At 47.4% G+C, this 15535-nt stretch carries 18 protein-coding genes and 1 tRNA gene; 11 read left to right on the top strand and 8 right to left on the bottom strand.

Going from position 1 to position 15535, the window contains the following annotated elements; all coding sequences use genetic code 11:
• Nucleotides 1–132 precede the first annotated feature (132 nt).
• The 5 genes from H608_RS0114085 to H608_RS22425 all read right to left on the bottom strand — a co-directional run bounded on the left by H608_RS0114085 (nucleotide 133) and on the right by H608_RS22425 (nucleotide 3176).
• Nucleotides 133–669, bottom strand: a complete 537-nt coding sequence (locus H608_RS0114085; RefSeq protein WP_028788238.1) for a hypothetical protein — start codon at nucleotides 667–669, stop codon at nucleotides 133–135.
• 6 nt (nucleotides 670–675) lie between these two features.
• Complete coding sequence (locus H608_RS0114080) at nucleotides 676–1101, bottom strand: hypothetical protein (RefSeq protein ID WP_051268333.1); 426 nt, start codon at nucleotides 1099–1101, stop codon at nucleotides 676–678.
• Between the two features lie 75 nt (nucleotides 1102–1176).
• Nucleotides 1177–1305 carry a hypothetical protein gene (locus H608_RS24845; RefSeq protein WP_281169181.1) on the bottom strand — a complete coding sequence of 43 codons (129 nt, stop codon included), beginning with the start codon at nucleotides 1303–1305 and terminating at the stop codon, nucleotides 1177–1179.
• A gap of 118 nt (nucleotides 1306–1423) precedes the next feature.
• Nucleotides 1424–2704 carry a Y-family DNA polymerase gene (locus H608_RS0114070; RefSeq protein WP_028788236.1) on the bottom strand — a complete coding sequence of 427 codons (1281 nt, stop codon included), beginning with the start codon at nucleotides 2702–2704 and terminating at the stop codon, nucleotides 1424–1426.
• Nucleotides 2688–3176 carry a LexA family protein gene (locus H608_RS22425; RefSeq protein ID WP_071836957.1) on the bottom strand — a complete coding sequence of 163 codons (489 nt, stop codon included), beginning with the start codon at nucleotides 3174–3176 and terminating at the stop codon, nucleotides 2688–2690. Before H608_RS22425 ends, H608_RS0114070 begins: the two co-directional genes overlap by 17 nt.
• An 83-nt stretch (nucleotides 3177–3259) precedes the next feature.
• Here H608_RS22425 and H608_RS0114060 point away from each other — a divergent pair, with 83 nt between their 5' ends.
• From H608_RS0114060 to H608_RS0114050, 3 genes are read left to right on the top strand one after another with little or no spacing between them, the layout of a single operon-like run.
• Nucleotides 3260–3850: a 2'-5' RNA ligase family protein gene (locus H608_RS0114060; protein WP_028788235.1), complete on the top strand. Its 591-nt coding sequence runs from the start codon at nucleotides 3260–3262 to the stop codon at nucleotides 3848–3850.
• A gap of 19 nt (nucleotides 3851–3869) precedes the next feature.
• Nucleotides 3870–4487, top strand: a complete 618-nt coding sequence (locus H608_RS0114055; protein WP_038008458.1) for a 2'-5' RNA ligase family protein — start codon at nucleotides 3870–3872, stop codon at nucleotides 4485–4487.
• A gap of 28 nt (nucleotides 4488–4515) precedes the next feature.
• Nucleotides 4516–5619 (top strand): PA0069 family radical SAM protein, encoded by a 1104-nt coding sequence (locus H608_RS0114050; protein ID WP_028788233.1) that lies wholly within the window; start codon nucleotides 4516–4518, stop codon nucleotides 5617–5619.
• Between the two features lie 51 nt (nucleotides 5620–5670).
• On the opposite strand, the gene H608_RS0114045 is transcribed toward H608_RS0114050, so the two are convergent.
• From H608_RS0114045 to H608_RS0114035, 3 genes are all read right to left on the bottom strand, one after another.
• Nucleotides 5671–6474, bottom strand: coding sequence for a hypothetical protein (locus H608_RS0114045; RefSeq protein WP_028788232.1), 804 nt, complete (start codon nucleotides 6472–6474; stop codon nucleotides 5671–5673).
• Between the two features lie 332 nt (nucleotides 6475–6806).
• Nucleotides 6807–7202 carry an META domain-containing protein gene (locus H608_RS0114040; RefSeq protein ID WP_028788231.1) on the bottom strand — a complete coding sequence of 132 codons (396 nt, stop codon included), beginning with the start codon at nucleotides 7200–7202 and terminating at the stop codon, nucleotides 6807–6809.
• Between the two features lie 391 nt (nucleotides 7203–7593).
• On the bottom strand, nucleotides 7594–8133 hold the full coding sequence (locus tag H608_RS0114035; protein WP_038008455.1) for a GrpB family protein: 540 nt from the start codon (nucleotides 8131–8133) through the stop codon (nucleotides 7594–7596).
• A 662-nt stretch (nucleotides 8134–8795) separates the two neighbouring features.
• Here H608_RS0114035 and H608_RS24420 point away from each other — a divergent pair.
• From H608_RS24420 to H608_RS0113980, 8 genes are all read left to right on the top strand, one after another.
• A complete protein-coding gene (locus H608_RS24420) occupies nucleotides 8796–8939 on the top strand; it encodes a hypothetical protein (protein ID WP_155990176.1) in 144 nt (47 codons plus the stop codon).
• 67 nt (nucleotides 8940–9006) lie between these two features.
• Nucleotides 9007–9080: transfer RNA gene (locus tag H608_RS0114010), tRNA-Phe, on the top strand.
• A gap of 12 nt (nucleotides 9081–9092) precedes the next feature.
• Nucleotides 9093–9581, top strand: a complete 489-nt coding sequence (locus H608_RS0114005) for a ribonuclease H-like YkuK family protein (protein WP_028788229.1) — start codon at nucleotides 9093–9095, stop codon at nucleotides 9579–9581.
• A gap of 211 nt (nucleotides 9582–9792) precedes the next feature.
• A complete protein-coding gene (locus H608_RS0114000; protein ID WP_028788228.1) occupies nucleotides 9793–10014 on the top strand; it encodes a hypothetical protein in 222 nt (73 codons plus the stop codon).
• A gap of 3 nt (nucleotides 10015–10017) precedes the next feature.
• A complete protein-coding gene (locus tag H608_RS0113995) occupies nucleotides 10018–11121 on the top strand; it encodes a slipin family protein (protein WP_028788227.1) in 1104 nt (367 codons plus the stop codon).
• A gap of 45 nt (nucleotides 11122–11166) precedes the next feature.
• Entirely contained in the window at nucleotides 11167–12567 is a 1401-nt protein-coding gene (locus H608_RS0113990; protein WP_028788226.1) for an RtcB family protein, read from the top strand.
• Nucleotides 12568–12675: 108 nt separating this feature from the next.
• Nucleotides 12676–13242: a biliverdin-producing heme oxygenase gene (locus H608_RS22420; RefSeq protein ID WP_051268332.1), complete on the top strand. Its 567-nt coding sequence runs from the start codon at nucleotides 12676–12678 to the stop codon at nucleotides 13240–13242.
• Nucleotides 13243–13308: 66 nt separating this feature from the next.
• Nucleotides 13309–15534 carry an ATP-binding protein gene (locus H608_RS0113980; RefSeq protein ID WP_028788225.1) on the top strand — a complete coding sequence of 742 codons (2226 nt, stop codon included), beginning with the start codon at nucleotides 13309–13311 and terminating at the stop codon, nucleotides 15532–15534.
• Nucleotide 15535 lies beyond the last annotated feature (1 nt).

Here is a 15535-nt window from a genome sequence, read left to right as displayed (position 1 = left end):
CTTCTTAGCGCCTTTGCTCCTTAAGGTGCTCTGCGTGAAACCTGCCAGACCCGGCCCCTATGCCTTACGCCTTATAGCTTAGCCCGAAGTGTCGGGCCTTATAGCCTACGCCTTATACCTAAAACCTAATACCTAATACCTCTCTCTCTCCAATCGTCCGCGCTGAATTGCCTTCACAGAATAGCTATCAACGAAAGGAATGTCGGTTGTTCCCTTGCCTGAAGTATAGGACGGTTGTTGGGCAACCACATAAAATTCGACAACCAACTCATCATTATCCAGGTAATAATTGTTTAAAATAGTAGTGCCCTGCACGGTGAAGATGCCGGTGAAACGATTACCTATCCAGTATTGACTCAATACAATACCATTGTTTTCATCAATCGTCCACAGACCTTTCGATGTGTCTTTTGCAATGAGTGTATAAGGGCGATCATCCTGCCCCGCATTTCCATAGCTCAATTGCCAGGTCCATTTATGTGCGCTGTCGGTAGGAAAAATTTTGAGTTGCGTATCTATCATCGTTGCCGTATCAGCGCCGGTCTTGTACCACGCGATCTTGCCTTTCCAATGACCTTTCCATTTGCCGGGAAATTCTGATTGTGCGCGGGCGGAGAAGGTTAGCAGTCCGCCAATTAGGAATATTGTAAATGCAATTCGCTCAAACATAAATTTCTATTTACTGACAATGGGATTAGTTTGCAATCCCAGTATTTCGATAACCTCACATTCTGCTACTTTCCTGGAACCTTCCATAAAATATCCTTTAAGCCCGATCTTTATTTTATCCCTGTGATATCCTCTTCCTTCAGGTATCAAAATCCACATTCTTGCAATACCGGTAGCAGGAACAGATTTGTCTTTTTCAAGAATGACGTTTCCCTTTTTATCTTCAAATTCGGGCCAGATCATGAAGATGTTTGAAGCTGCATGTTCTTCATGCGGATACCAGAAATCAGAGCGGTATCCCTGAAAGGGAATTGATTTGCGCCCACCTTCTTCTTCACCGTAAAACCGGTAGACCACTTTAAAATCGGCGGGCTGTTTCAGCCGTTGTTCATAAAGAATGTGTTGCTCTGGTTGAGGCGTGGACGTATTCATCCGGTTAAAATAAAAAAATCCCGGTATGTACCGGGAAAATAATTTGTCCGCTGATTTTCGCTATGCGAAATAAGATCAGAGATAAATGCCGTTCTTCAGGCGGGTGTGTTTTACGCCCTGGCAGTCGCGTTTGGTGGCCGCGCAGGAAGAGAGTACAAAGGTCAATAGCACCATCGCCGCGAGGCATGTAATAAACTTGTTCATACTGTACGTTTAAAAAACCAATAAATTAATTCGCGGAAATTCAGAGGAAGGGATGCAATTGAGGAGAAACGAAGATAATGCCAGAAAATTGCATTTCATAATCCTATCCGGTCATTTTTTAGCGTACCTCGCACAGTTCATCCCAGCGCGTGGTATAGCGGGGGCTGCGTTTTTCCTGTCTCATTTTCCAGTCGCGCCGGGTGCCGCTGGATGCAAACTTCAGAATATCATCGCGTTGGCTAAAGTTGATATTGTCCATCATCTCCATCAGCCGCGGGGTGCAATTGGTGGTTTCTTCCGCAAACAGGTTGCCCTGCCGCGAGGTATCGGGCACCAGCCCGCTCAGCAGCACACCGGCTTTTTTATAGGAATGTCCGGACTCAAAAAGTTCTTCCGCCATTTCCAGAGCAGGCTTGATGAGCATTTGCGTGGCTGATGTGGGTGTAGGCAGCCGCATCTGGCGCCGCAAGGTGGAACCGTGATAGAAATCCGTTAAATAATCTTCGTCTTTTTTTACCATGAATACGCCTATTTCCCCGGCAGCGCTGTGTTGCCGTCGCAGTTTTTCCGCGGCCCTCGATGTATAAGTGGCCAATGCTTCTTTAATTGATACCAGATCCGATACGGGATAGCCAAACATTCTTGTGGTCGCAATCATTTTTTTCTGCACCAGTTCTTCTTTCAGTCCGATGGCCGGCTCGCCGCGTAATTCGCGGAGCAACCGTAAGCCGTTTACACCACCCAATTGATGATTGATCCAGGCTTCGGGTTGATGCATCAGTTCCCAACCGTTGGTGATGCCAACCTCGTAAAGTTTACGTGCATACGCACGCCCTACGCCCCAGATATTTTCCAGTCTTGTTTGCTGCAACGCTTCCTTTTGTTGCGCTGCCGTGGCCAGCACCGTTACGCAGCCGGATGCCTGTTTGTTTTTCTTGGCGAGATAATTCGCCAGTTTCGCCAGCGTTTTGGTGGGAGCCACACCAACGGATACAGAGATGCCGGTCCATTGTTCAACCGTCTGCCGCAATTCACGTGCGGCCGCATCCAGTGCGGAAACATGCATTTCAGGAAGATTCACAAAGGCTTCGTCTACTGAATATACTTCTACCTGTTCTTCACCCGCAACATGCCGGAGCGAATCCATTACGCGCATGCTCAGATCACCATAAAGATTGTAGTTCGACGAAAACACCGCTACATCATGAGCCTGCATCAGGTCACGGGATTCGAAGTAAGGCCCTGCCATGGGAATGCCCAATGCTTTCGCTTCATCACTGCGCGACACAATACATCCATCATTATTACTGAGCACGACTACGGGATGCTGTAGCAGCGGCGGACGGAACAAACGTTCACAGGAGCAATAAAAACTATTGCAATCAACGATCGCGATCATGTGATTTGGTTTTGCGGTTTTGCATATAAGCCTGCAATAAGCTATCGGTTACATGGATCACGCAGGTAACAACACCCCAACTGGCGTAGTTGCTGAATTCATCGATGGTAACCGGTTTGTGTTTTTTGTTTTCGGGAAGGAGGCGGCGTTGGTTAAATGTTTGTTCGAACCTGCGTACGAGCAATTCGCCTTCCACTGCAGCGATAATGATGCGGCCGTTCTGCAGCGGAATGCTGCGGTCCACAATCAATACATCGCCGTCATGAATACCTGCCTCGAGCATCGCATCGCCACGCATGCGGAAAAAGAAGGTGGCGGGTTTATTCATAATGAGTTGCTCGTTGAGGTCGATACCTCTTTCCATATAGTCATCGGCGGCTGCACCAAAACCCGTGGCATTGGCAGTGCGGATATCCTGTTGTGAGAACTGTTTGGAGCCGCGGTAATCGGGCATGTAAAAGGAGTCGTCCATAAAAAAAATATTAAAGAAGGTGAAAAAGCTTTTTGTAAAACTAAATTATTTAGTATAAATTTACTAAAATATTGATCAGATTTATGGAGACTTCTGCGCACCCGGTGATGCGATCCCAGACAGCGGAGGGTTTATACGAATATTTCCTGGTGGCGCCGCCGGATGAAGCGGTGTGTGAACAACTGGAGCGAGAAAAAGAATTGTTTTACGACCGGTACGGGCAGCCAAAGCCGCGCACCGGAAAGCCATTTCTAACCGTTTCAGGTTTCTGGGCGCATGATGAAATGGAAGATACCCTGATCCGCTGGCTGCAGCGTATAACAGGTGATATCAAAAGTTTCCGGTTGATGCTGAATGGTTTTGCCGCCTGCCCTCCCAGACATCTTTGTGTGGGTATCGATGAGAGTAAAGAACTGCGGCAACTTGCGGCCGGATTACAACCGATCGATACCTATGTGCAAAGCAATGCCTGTCCGCCGGTGCGGTTTTTCAAACAACCACATCTGCCGCTGGCAGGTTCCCTGCCGCAGGGCGTTTACGAACGGGTAGTAAATGATTATGCACAAAAGCCATTTGAAGCCTCGTTTTACCTGACGGAACTGGTTTTGCTGCGCCGGCGGAAAGGATACGAGAACAACCGGCAGGTAGCGGTATTCCGGCTTCAACCTGCATAACTACTTTAACAGACCATATATGAAAAACACGACAGTGAGGCTGCCGGGCAGCATGCAGTTGAATGAGTACCTGCTGGTATTGCAGCCACCACCCGATATCGATGAAAAAGTAAAAGCGATCCGGAATTATTTTGCCGATACTTATGATCATGCACCATCCCGTAGCGGGCGGCCGCATTTTACTTTGGTGAAATTCAGGCATCATGCCATGCAGGAAGATCGCTTGCGCAGAAAGTTTGAACGCATCGCCGGTATGCAACAGCCTTTTTTGATGGAGCTGCGTGATTATGGAAGTTTTCCTTCCCATACGATTTATATACAGGTTTCCGTCAAAGACGCTTTCCGTGCACTGGTGAAAGAGTTGCGCACCGAAACGCAACGGATGATGAAAACGGATAAAGAAAATAAGCCACATTTTATTCTCGAGCCTCATTTGACCATCGCGCGTAAACTCAAACCCTGGCAATATGAAAAAGGATGGCCGGAGTTTCAGCAGCTTGATTTTTCAGCCAAATTTATCGCCTCCTCTTTCTGCTGGTTGCGACGGAGTGAAGAAGGCATGCCTTACCAGGTGATAGGCAATTTCAGTTTCCGTTCGCAACCTGTCGAAGCCACACAGGCTACATTGTTTACCTGAAAAGATACCGGAAAGGAAAGGAGGAGTAATGAAAGACAAACCCAAACAGGATCATTATAAAATAAAAGCGCAGGAAAACGAAGCATACATGAAGGGGCGTGGTGCGCAGATCAACACGCCTAACCGTTTTCTCAAAAACGAGCATATACGCGAACACGTGGAAGGCATTGATGACTGGTCGGACGACAATTCGCCAACCCAGTACATCGAGCAGGAGGCACGTACATTGGTGAATAAAGTGGACAGCCCCGATGTAGGAATGGCTTACAGCATGAATCCGTATGCGGGTTGCGAACACGGTTGCATTTATTGTTATGCGCGTAATGCGCATGAATATTGGGGCTATAGTGCAGGGCTCGACTTTGAACGAAAGATCCTGGTGAAGAAAAATGCACCCAAATTATTGCGGGCGCAATTGATGCATAAGTCCTGGGAATGTATGCCGATCATGTTAAGCGGTAATACAGATTGTTACCAGCCGGCTGAACAAAAATACCGGTTGACAAGAAGTCTGCTCGAGGTTTGCGACGAATTCAACCAACCCGTGGGCATTCTCACGAAGAACGCATGGATTACACGGGACAAAGATGTGCTGAGTCGTCTCGCCTCGCGCAACCTGGTGCGCGCGATGGTGTCTATCACTTCATTCAACGAAGAAGTACGCCGGGTAATGGAACCGCGTACGACTACGGCCGTTCAACGGCTTCGTGTGATTGAAGAGCTCAGTAATGCCGGTGTGAAAATGGGTGTGATGCTGGGGCCGATGATTCCCGGGCTCAACGATCATGAAATGCAACGCATCATGAAATCGGCGGCCGATGCCGGCGCTACATTTACAGCCTATACATTTATCCGGCTGAATGGGGCGATCAAATTATTGTTTCACGATTGGTTGTACAAAAATTTTCCTGACAGGGCGGACAAAGTATGGCACCTGATCGAGCAAAGCCACGATGGCAAGGTCAACGACAGCCGCTGGGGATTGCGGATGCGTGGCGAGGGTGCAGTCGCTGCAATGATCGCACAGCAATACCAGAAATACGGCAAGCTGTACGGATTGAATAAAGATCGCTTTATGCTGGACACGACGAGTTTCAGAAGACCCGGCGAGCAGGGGAGATTGTTTGATTGAGTGGGGCTTATTTGTTATGGTCCATTCTCCCTCTCTATGACAGTTCGTTTTTCAAAAATCAATTCCGGGAATTTCAACGGCATGTATTTTCCATTTATTATTCAGATTGCGTTCAAGCTGTATAGTCCATTTTCCGGCTAAACAATAGGCTGCATGGTCCATTCGTAGTTTTAAGCGGAACATACCTTTTACCGTCCCCGTACGTCCGTCGGTGTTGCTGGTGATATCCGTAAATTCTACCAGCTCAAACCGGCTAACCCGTTCCTTGAATCCATTGATCAGTATCACCATTTCATCGATGTTTAAATCTTCATAGCCGTTCAGGTAAAGCTTTTGCTTTCGGAATGAGTGTACCCATTCCATCGGGTCTTTGCGGAATATTTGATAAAGACACTGATTCAGTACGACGGTCACATTGTTTTGTGCGTGGTCCGGATGAAAATCATCGTATACAAAATAATGAATGATCCCCTCGCTATGTATGTCCTGAATTTCCATTCCGAACAATTCTTCCGTAGCGAAACGGTAAAGTTCACGGGTAGTAATGGCCGGGTTACAGACACCGACCATTATTCCATTAACCAGCAGCAATTCCGAGAGCAAACCCCAGGCCTCGGCCACTTCCTCTTCCCGGAGACTTGCCACGGGTTGGAAATAATCGGGTTTGCCCAGGCGCTCGTATATCCGGATCGTTTTTTTGAGCTGGAACTGCCGCTCAAACTCTGCGATGTGTATTTGTACCTGATTCTTATTGTACCGGAGTAAAGACCTGGCTTTACCTGCCTGCTGCCACTGCCTGCCACCCGGAGATATAAACTGGTCGCCTTCGTTGTTTGTTGAAAATGCGCTGTTCATTGGTTGAATGTTTCAGGCAATATTACAAGCAGGAAGAGGCTGTTTCCATGGGAAAAAACACATGATGTAAAAGTATTTTCCTATTGTTTCCGGCTCTGCATTATCCGATGTTTGCATTATCGGGTTGGGCAGGATGTTATCAACTCAGCCGTTTCGGAAATAAATAAAAAGCCACCGGCCCTCAGACCGGTGACTTGAAACACACGCTGTCAATAATCAACACGAAACGCTCTGAAGTTTACACAAACGCGCGGTTGCATTAATAAAGAAACCGTCCAATGAAAAATTATACCAAGGGCGCTGTGAAGCGGTCAACAGTACTCCACACGTGATTATTTTTTCTGAAAGACGAGCAAAACGGTGTCGCCTTTTGATAGTTTAAGTTGTGATTCATCCAGTTGCCAGCGATCAGCTTGTTCGAGCAGGCGAAAAAACTGGTCCTCGTGACGCTGTACATCGGCGCAATACATTTTTGTCGAGAATATTCGATCGATATGAATACTGTTGTCTGCTACGGCAAGCGATCCGCCGAAAGAATTACATCCTCCGTTGCCGCCAACACGGCCATTGCCGGCGTCAAAGCGTATAAACGCACGGGTAGAACCAATCGTATCCAATTGGTCTGCATCACGGAGGGCAACCAGTTTCCATTCGGTGCTGTCAGCCAAAGTTTCAGTGCCGGTTGATTGTTGAGTGTGGCCTTCCTCGTTTGTTGATATATCTGCCATACTGAAGAGTAAGAGAAAAGCCGGTAGAGTAAATAATGTTTTCATCATAAAGGTGTTTGATGAAAAGATGCAGGGAGCGTGGTGTATACATAACTACCTGGTACAACTTTTTTCTTTTATATAATCGTTAACAAACGGCCCGTGTTGGTATGCAGAGATCAGCAAGCGGCATCTTAACAGGGTGAACAGCCTATTTCATACGACAGGAGATAGCTGTCCGGATGATTAAAGGTTGCTGTTGAGCGAGGTATATTTTCTATAGGTAGAAGAAACGAAGGCCAGACATGGAGGGAGCGGATTGCTTATAAAATAAGTATGCGCATCGGATGGAAGCAGGCGACGGTATTTTTGGAAGTGAATATTTGCTTCGGTACCTGTCGGGACAACGGACTTAAATGCCTCGTTCTTTACGCGCCTTATCGATAACACCATCAATAAATGCTCTTGCTTCCTGTTCTTTGATTTCGGCGTATACCGTTTTGTCCTGATTGGCCTGTATTGCTATGCGGGTCTTGATCTGCTCATACTGCTTTCTGCTTTCCGGATCCTTCCGCAGGTAGTCGCGAAATAAAAGATGCCGATGTAATTCTATACCATCTTCCGGGCATACATACAAGTGATGCCTGATTGTATCGAGTATTGTATGCTTAGAAATATCCGGCAAGCGCTTGAACGCTTCCCTTCCCTTAATACCCTGATCACCGTTATGATAATAGCCAAGTTGCGCTAAACGGTTCTTTATCTCCCCGAATAAAATTTCAACACTGTAGACTATATCAATGTCAATTATTGGTTTTGCGGCTAAACCCGGAACAGCCGTGCTTCCCACGTGTTCGATAACAACAGGTAGATCCGCAAACGGCATTTGCAGTGCCTGTTTCAGCCGTTCAAAATCCTTCTGCCACTGTGGAGTATAGGCATGAATCAACATAAGCGCTGTATAAAAAATAAAGAATCGTTGGAGGTTTGACACCGTATCAATTCAAACGAAAATACTAAAGCTCCTGACAGTTCGCTAACTGGTTTGCGATTACGCATTATTTTTCCAGGTCGTCGTGAACACATTTATTCCCGCAGATTTTCACTTCTTGTGAATAGCCTTAAATATTTTTTTCAAAAAAAGTGTTTACAAAATTTGGCAGCAACAAAAAAATAGCGTCATCTTTGCACTGCAAAATTTTAAACAACATGCGTTTTACAGCAACACATATCGAACTAAAGCAAAGCGGCTTTCCCTGTGGAAAGTTGGGTGTTGCGGGTACGCTGTACAACTATTGAAAGAGATTTAACCTTCTTGATATAAACGGCCCCGCACTATCGCGGGGCTTTTTTATTGACCACAAACGTGACAGTAATAAAAAGCATGACGCAAAAACATATTAACCAATCAGCGGCATTCGGCCGGAACATACCAGCGAAATGGAACAGTGAACGTTATTCACTGAAAGGGAATCGCATGCCCTTTTTTACCACACCATTTCACGAGCGACAGGATATTTATGCATAGACATCAACCATGTGTATGACAAAAAAGCCCGGTCGCTCAGATGACCGGGCTTTTTTTATGCTACTTAATGACAAGGATGGTAAGTGATGAAATTTTTATTAGTCGTATTGACACTGCATCTGCTGATCGAATGGATTGGCCGGCGCAACGATCGTAACAGGGAAAAGAATACGGAGCCGGAAAGAAATGAACGGGTAATCCACCCGGCTGAATTCCTGTTACGGGATTGATTTTATTATAAGGAGGATTTATACAGTCCCCGTTAGCGGCGACGGGGCTGTTTTCCTGATTCACTTTGGTGCTTTGGCTGAATGGGTAAGCACCGGACTGAAAATCCGGCAATCGGGGTTCGATTCCCCGGGGCACCACCAAATTTTTAAACCATGCAAGAGCAACAACCAGCCTGGAGACGGCTCAGTGGTGAAAGACTGAGACGGCCCATTGAAGAAGAAATACATATTGCTATGACACGCGAACGCAATGCCGGTCACCAGATGGCTGTATTTATCGGTACAGACAGCCAGGTGAAAGGACAGGCCATCGATTTTGCTACGGTGATCGTGTTTTACCGGAAAGGAAACGGTGCTTTCATGTTTGTGCAACCCCAACGGGTGATCCGCAAACTTTCGCTTCGTGAACGGATGCTGGAGGAAGTACACAGAAGTATTACCACGGCCGGCAACCTGTCGCCCTTGTTTTTGCAACACAAGGTGACGCCGGAGATTCACGTGGATATCAACACACAAGCCGTTTTTAAAAGTAACGCCGCATTAAGTGATGCTACCGGTTACCTGCGCGGCATGGGATTTAATTTTCAAACAAAACCTTATGCCTTCGCAAGCTCGAGCTGCGCAGACAAAATGGTACAATAAGTATCATAAAAAAGTTCAGGATGTGTTTTCCCACACGGTAGTGCAACGGTTGTAACCACTTGTATGCTACTAATGCCGGACGATGGCGGTAAACCGTCTCCCTTCAATGCGGGTTCGAATCCCGTATCCGCTCAGGCGGATTAGCGTAATGGTAACGCAAAGCAATCAGGATGCTTGAAAAGAAAGGAGTTCATCTCTCCTTTAACAAAAGATGAAAAAGCAAACAGCACTGCCTGCCGGCAGATTTTTCTGCCAGGCAATGCCAGCGCTGCCAGTAGTCCGACGACAACACCGGGCATTGCATCACCAGATCTCCGTTTCCATACCACCGGATTTTCTGCCGCTGCAACTCAACGGAAAACTCATCAGGCTCCGCATCAATGTCAGGGCAACCCTGTTTGCTTTTTTATTTAACAACACCACTAAAAAATGAATAATGAAACAGATCACTGTTAACAAATGGCAGCGGGCTTTTGTGTTCCGCAATGGCGAATTCCAGCGGATGCTGGGCGCCGGCAAATACTGGCTTGGCTGGAAAGATCAGGCAACCATCGTTGATATCACCAGCGATTTCCGGCTCATCACTCCGTTGCAGATTTTATTGCAGGACCAGGATTTTATGGATGCCGTTGATATAGTCGACGTCAAAGACGGACAGATCGCGATGCGATTCGAACAAGGCTTGCTGAAAGCCGTGATGCCTGCCGGGCGTTATGTGTTTTGGAAAAATGTAAACGAATACCGTTTTGTTTTTGCAGACATCGCTTCGGTACACATGAACGAACAGTTCGATATGGCTTTGCTGCAACACCCGCTCGTTACCCCTTATGTACGGACAACAACCGTTGAAGGGCACGAAAAAGGGTTGCTGTTCACCGGCGGACAATTCAACGGCGTACTCGACAGCGGCACTTACTACTGGTGGAAAAATAATATTTCCGTGCAGGTAATCAAGGCCGATATGCGTCAGCAGGTGCTGGAGATGAACGGTCAGGAAATGCTGACCAAAGACAAAGCCACCCTGCGGCTCAGCGCCTCCGGCCGCTACCAGATTATCGACGTGGAAAAAGCCATGCTGAATAACCGCGAATACGATAAACAATTGTATGCTGCTTTTCAGTTGGCGCTTCGTCAGTTCGTCGGTGCCTTTTCCCTCGATGAGTTGCTGGAAAACAAGGAGGACTTATCTGCCGCCGTACTGAAACAGGTGCGCCTGGTAGCCGAAGCCCTTGGTGTTAATGTGGCCGATTTCGGTATCCGCGATATCATTCTGCCCGGTGAAATGCGTGACATTCTCAACCAGGTGTTGATGGCGGAAAAAAGATCACAGGCACAATCCATCATGCGCCGGGAAGAAACAGCTTCCACAAGGTCGCTGCTCAACACCGCCAGATTGATGGAAGACAATCAAATGCTCTGGAAACTGAAAGAAATGGAATACGTGGAAAAGATCGCAGAAAAAATCAGCCACCTGAGCGTAAACGGCAACGGAGAATTGCTCGATCAGTTGAGGAAGATCTTCGTGCCCGGTAAAACGTAAGACCTGAAACCATACAGGTTTCAGGTCTTTTCCAAAAAAACAAAAATGGCAAAGACAAAAATTACAGGTAAACAGTTGCGATCGATCGGTTACACCGACGGTCCCGCTTTGAGCCTGACACTGCAGATAGCAGTTAAACAATTGAAACATTCAACTGAAGCAGCGGCGTTGACACTGCTCAAACAATTATTGCATACGCCGGAGAGTTTTCTCAACGATGAAGTGTGGTCGCCCGTGGCTTTTAAATTGGTGCCACCCGATGAAGAAATCATTGAAACGCCGGCATTGCGTTCAACGGCCCTGGACTTTTCCGTATGGGGAAGAAATTTTATCGGTGAAGATGCCATGCACCAGATGTACCAGGCCACCCGTTTGCCTGTTGCTGTGGCCGGCGCGCTCATGCCCGATGCGCACAATGGTTTCGGGTTGCCCATCGGCGGTGTACTCGCCACAGAAAATGTGGTGATCCCTTATGCCGTAGGTGTTGACATCGGCTGCCGCATGAGCCTGAGTATATTCGATATCAGAGCCGACGAACTGCAACGCCGTCGCGGACGATGGGCCGCCATGCTCGACGGAGCCACTTTATTCGGCAGTGGTGCACAATTTGATCGACCGGCCGATCATTATATTATGGACGATCCGCGTTTTGATCAGACTGAATTGCTTCGTTCCATTCATGGGAAAGCATGGAAACAATTAGGTTCTTCCGGTAGTGGTAATCATTTTGCCGAATGGGGCGTGGTTGACATAGATGAGCCGGATGAAAGTGTTGGCCTTGCGCCCGGACAATATATCGGTCTGCTTTCTCATTCGGGATCACGGGCGTTGGGGGCACGCATTGCAGAGTATTATACACGTGTGGCAATGGATAAATGTCGCCTGCCTTCGCAGGTGCGCCACCTGGCATGGCTCTCCTTGCAGGATGAAGACGGAATCGCTTACTGGGATGCAATGAACCTCACCGGTGATTATGCGCGGGCTTGTCACGAAGTGATTCACAACCGCATTGTAAAATCAATCGGACGCAACCCGGTTGTTAATATCAACAACCATCACAATTTTGCGTGGAAAGAAAAATGGAAGGGACGTGAAGTAATCGTGCACCGCAAAGGAGCAACACCTGCCGGTAAAGGAGTATTGGGCATTATTCCGGGTTCGATGGCCACGGAAGGATTTATTGTAAAGGGAAAAGGAAACGAGGATTCATTGCTCTCCGCTTCACACGGTGCCGGCCGGCGGTTGAGCCGCGGCAGGGCTGCCGCCGCATTCAATATGAAAAATCTCCGGGAAATCCTTGATAAAGCAAACGTGCAACTGATCGGCGGCGCACCCGATGAAGCACCAATGGCCTATAAAAATATTCACGACGTAATGGCTGCACAAACAGATCTTGTTGACGTGGTTGGTTCTTTCATGCCGGCCATTGTAAAAATGGATGGATGATACATTTTAGATTCTCTTAAGAATTCATATCAGCTCCGGCATTTTTATTGGTATAGTTAATCGGCATACTTTTGCTATGCGATTTGAATCACTAATAATGAACCGTTTATGATATTGGAACAATTGAGGGAAACGACACAGGAGGCGCACCAGGACCTGGAAAAAGCAATGATGCCGCTGATTAATAATGTACGCGACGCAGCGTCTTATGGCAAACTGCTTCGCACATTTTATAGTTTTTATCATCCACTTGAAAAAGGTATTCAACAACATCTTTATCCTGATGCGCTTCCTGATTATCATGAACGAAGAAAAACAAGCTGGATTCTGGATGACCTGAAAGCGCTGGGTCTTGATGATACTCCGCCACCTTCCGCCTTTGCCGCACCGGTGATCACCACTAATGCGCAGGCGTTTGGTGCGTTGTATGTAATGGAAGGCTCAACGCTGGGCGGAAAAATCATTTGTAAAACCATCGCCAACAACCTGGGCCGCGATGAAAAAGAGGGCTTCCGCTTCTTTTACGGATACGGACCCGAAGCCGGATCACGCTGGAAGTTTTTTCTCGCACAACTTGATAAATTTTCCAATACACCACACGAAGAAGAAACCGTGGGGATGGCCAATGACGTATTTAAACAGTTCCGGGTATGGATGAATGTGGAATACTCCTGAGCCGTTTTACGTGTACCTACCCGTATTTTAAGTAATTTTCGCCTTCTAAAAAAGCAAAAGCGTCGCATGAGTTACCCTGTCGTCAACCTGACAAACTGTGATAAGGAACCTATCCATATACTTGGTAAAGTGCAGGCGCATGGCTTGCTGATCGCAGCCGACCGTATTTCTTTTGAAATCGCCTATATCAGTGAAAACTGCAAAGACTTCACCGGGCTTGATGCGGCTCCGCTGCTGGGACACACGCTATCCTATTTTTTTGATACCTTATACAAAGACAACCCCGATCAGACGTATGCACAGGTGATCCGATTCGGTCTTACACAGGGACTGGACAATCTCAACCCGATCAAGCTCCAACTGAAAGGAAAATTGTTTCACCTGATCCTGCATACCAGCGATCGTTTTATCGTACTGGAATTTGAACCCACTTCTCCGGATGTGGATTCACAATTGCAACAGTTGGTGGGTTCTTCCCTTACACAGATACTGGAAGGCAGCACCCTGCAGGAAACATTGCAACGCGCGGCCCGGCAGATCAAAGAACTCATCCGCTATGACCGCGTGATGATCTACAAATTCTGGGAAGACGGTCACGGCGAAGTGGTAGCCGAAGAACAAGCTGAGGGATTCGAACCTTTTATGGGACTGCATTACCCGGCTTCCGATATTCCCCGGCAGGCGCGTGAACTTTACAAGATCAATCTCACCCGTATCATTGCCGATGTTGATTCGGAACCTTCAGGCATCATCACCACGCCGGATGACAAAGATAAACCGCTCGATCTTACCCATTCCACTATCCGTGCCGTATCGGCCATTCATATCCAGTATCTCAAAAACATGGGCGTGCAGGCGAGCTTCAGCGTATCGTTGATCGCCAATGATGAATTGTGGGGGTTGATTGCCTGTCATAATTATACACCACGCTTCATCGATTATAAAGCACGGCAGCACGCGAAACTCATCGGTCAGGTCCTTTCTTCTTCCATTCAATACCGCGAAGGACAGGAAGACCGCGAAGAGAGCCAGGCTTTCCGCAACGCATCCGATGACATTATCCGTCGCATGCAGAAAGACTGGAGTCTTGTAGATGCAGTGATCAATCAGAAAAATTTCCTGCTGCGCATCACCAATGCTACCAGCGCCGCATTAATTTTCGAAGGAAAAATTTATCGCGTGGGCGATGCGCCTTCGGAGGAACAGATCCAGGGAATCGTTGAGTGGCTGCAATCCGGCAACAAACGCAATCTTTATCATACCAATCATCTTACCGCTTTATATTCTCCTGCAGATGCTTTCCGCGATAAAGGAAGCGGTCTGCTGGCCTGTGCCATTTCAAAAGAACTGGGTGAGTATATTCTTTTCTTTAAGCCGGAAATCATCACCACGGTGAAATGGGCCGGTAATCCGGAAAAACCCCTCGCAACGGACGATTCCGGCGCACTGGTACTCTCTCCGCGCCGCTCATTCGAAGTTTGGTCGCAACAAGTGGAGGGCACATCGGAGAAATGGAGTAAGGCTGAATTGAATGCCGTTTTCAAATTCCGCGAAGACCTGGTACATTTCATCAACCTCAAGGCAAATGAAATACGTAAACTGAATGAAAAACTGAAAGAGGCATACGATGAACTCGATACGTTCAGTTTCACCATTTCCCACGACCTGAAAACGCCGATCGCTTCCATCAAGAATTACGCGGAGATCATGCTGGAGGACAATGCACAGCTTGATGAGCAGAATAAACATTTTCTCAACCGTATTATTATCAGCGCCGATAAAATGAATACGCTGATCCGCGAGGTGCTGGAATATTCGCGCGTAAGCAGAACGATGTTGCAGAAACAGCGTATCGAAATGGAGCCGGTGATCAGGGAAATCACTTCCGAACTGGTGGCCGCTTACAAGGTCCATAACCTCGATTTAACCATCAATGGCACGCCTGGCATACTCGGCGACCGTGTGATGCTGACGCAGGTATTTACCAATCTGCTCAGTAATGCCATAAAATATTCCTCCCGGTCCAAGCCGCCAAAAGTGACGATAGAGGGCAAAGAAGAAGAAACGCAGGTGATCTACAGCATCCGCGACAACGGCGTAGGGATCGACATGAATTACGGCGGACATATCTTCGAATTATTCAAACGGATGGACAATGTGAAGGAATACGAGGGGTCCGGAGTGGGGCTGGCCATTGTCAAAAGAATCATGGAAAAGCACAATGCCCGGATCTGGTACGAAAGCGAACCCGGTACTGGCACAATATTTTATCTATCATTCGAAAAGGATTGAA

This window comes from Terrimonas ferruginea DSM 30193, assembly GCF_000425585.1.
In the GTDB taxonomy this organism is placed as follows: Bacteria; Bacteroidota; Bacteroidia; order Chitinophagales; family Chitinophagaceae; genus Terrimonas; species Terrimonas ferruginea.
This window is presented reverse-complemented; position numbering and strand designations above follow the sequence as displayed.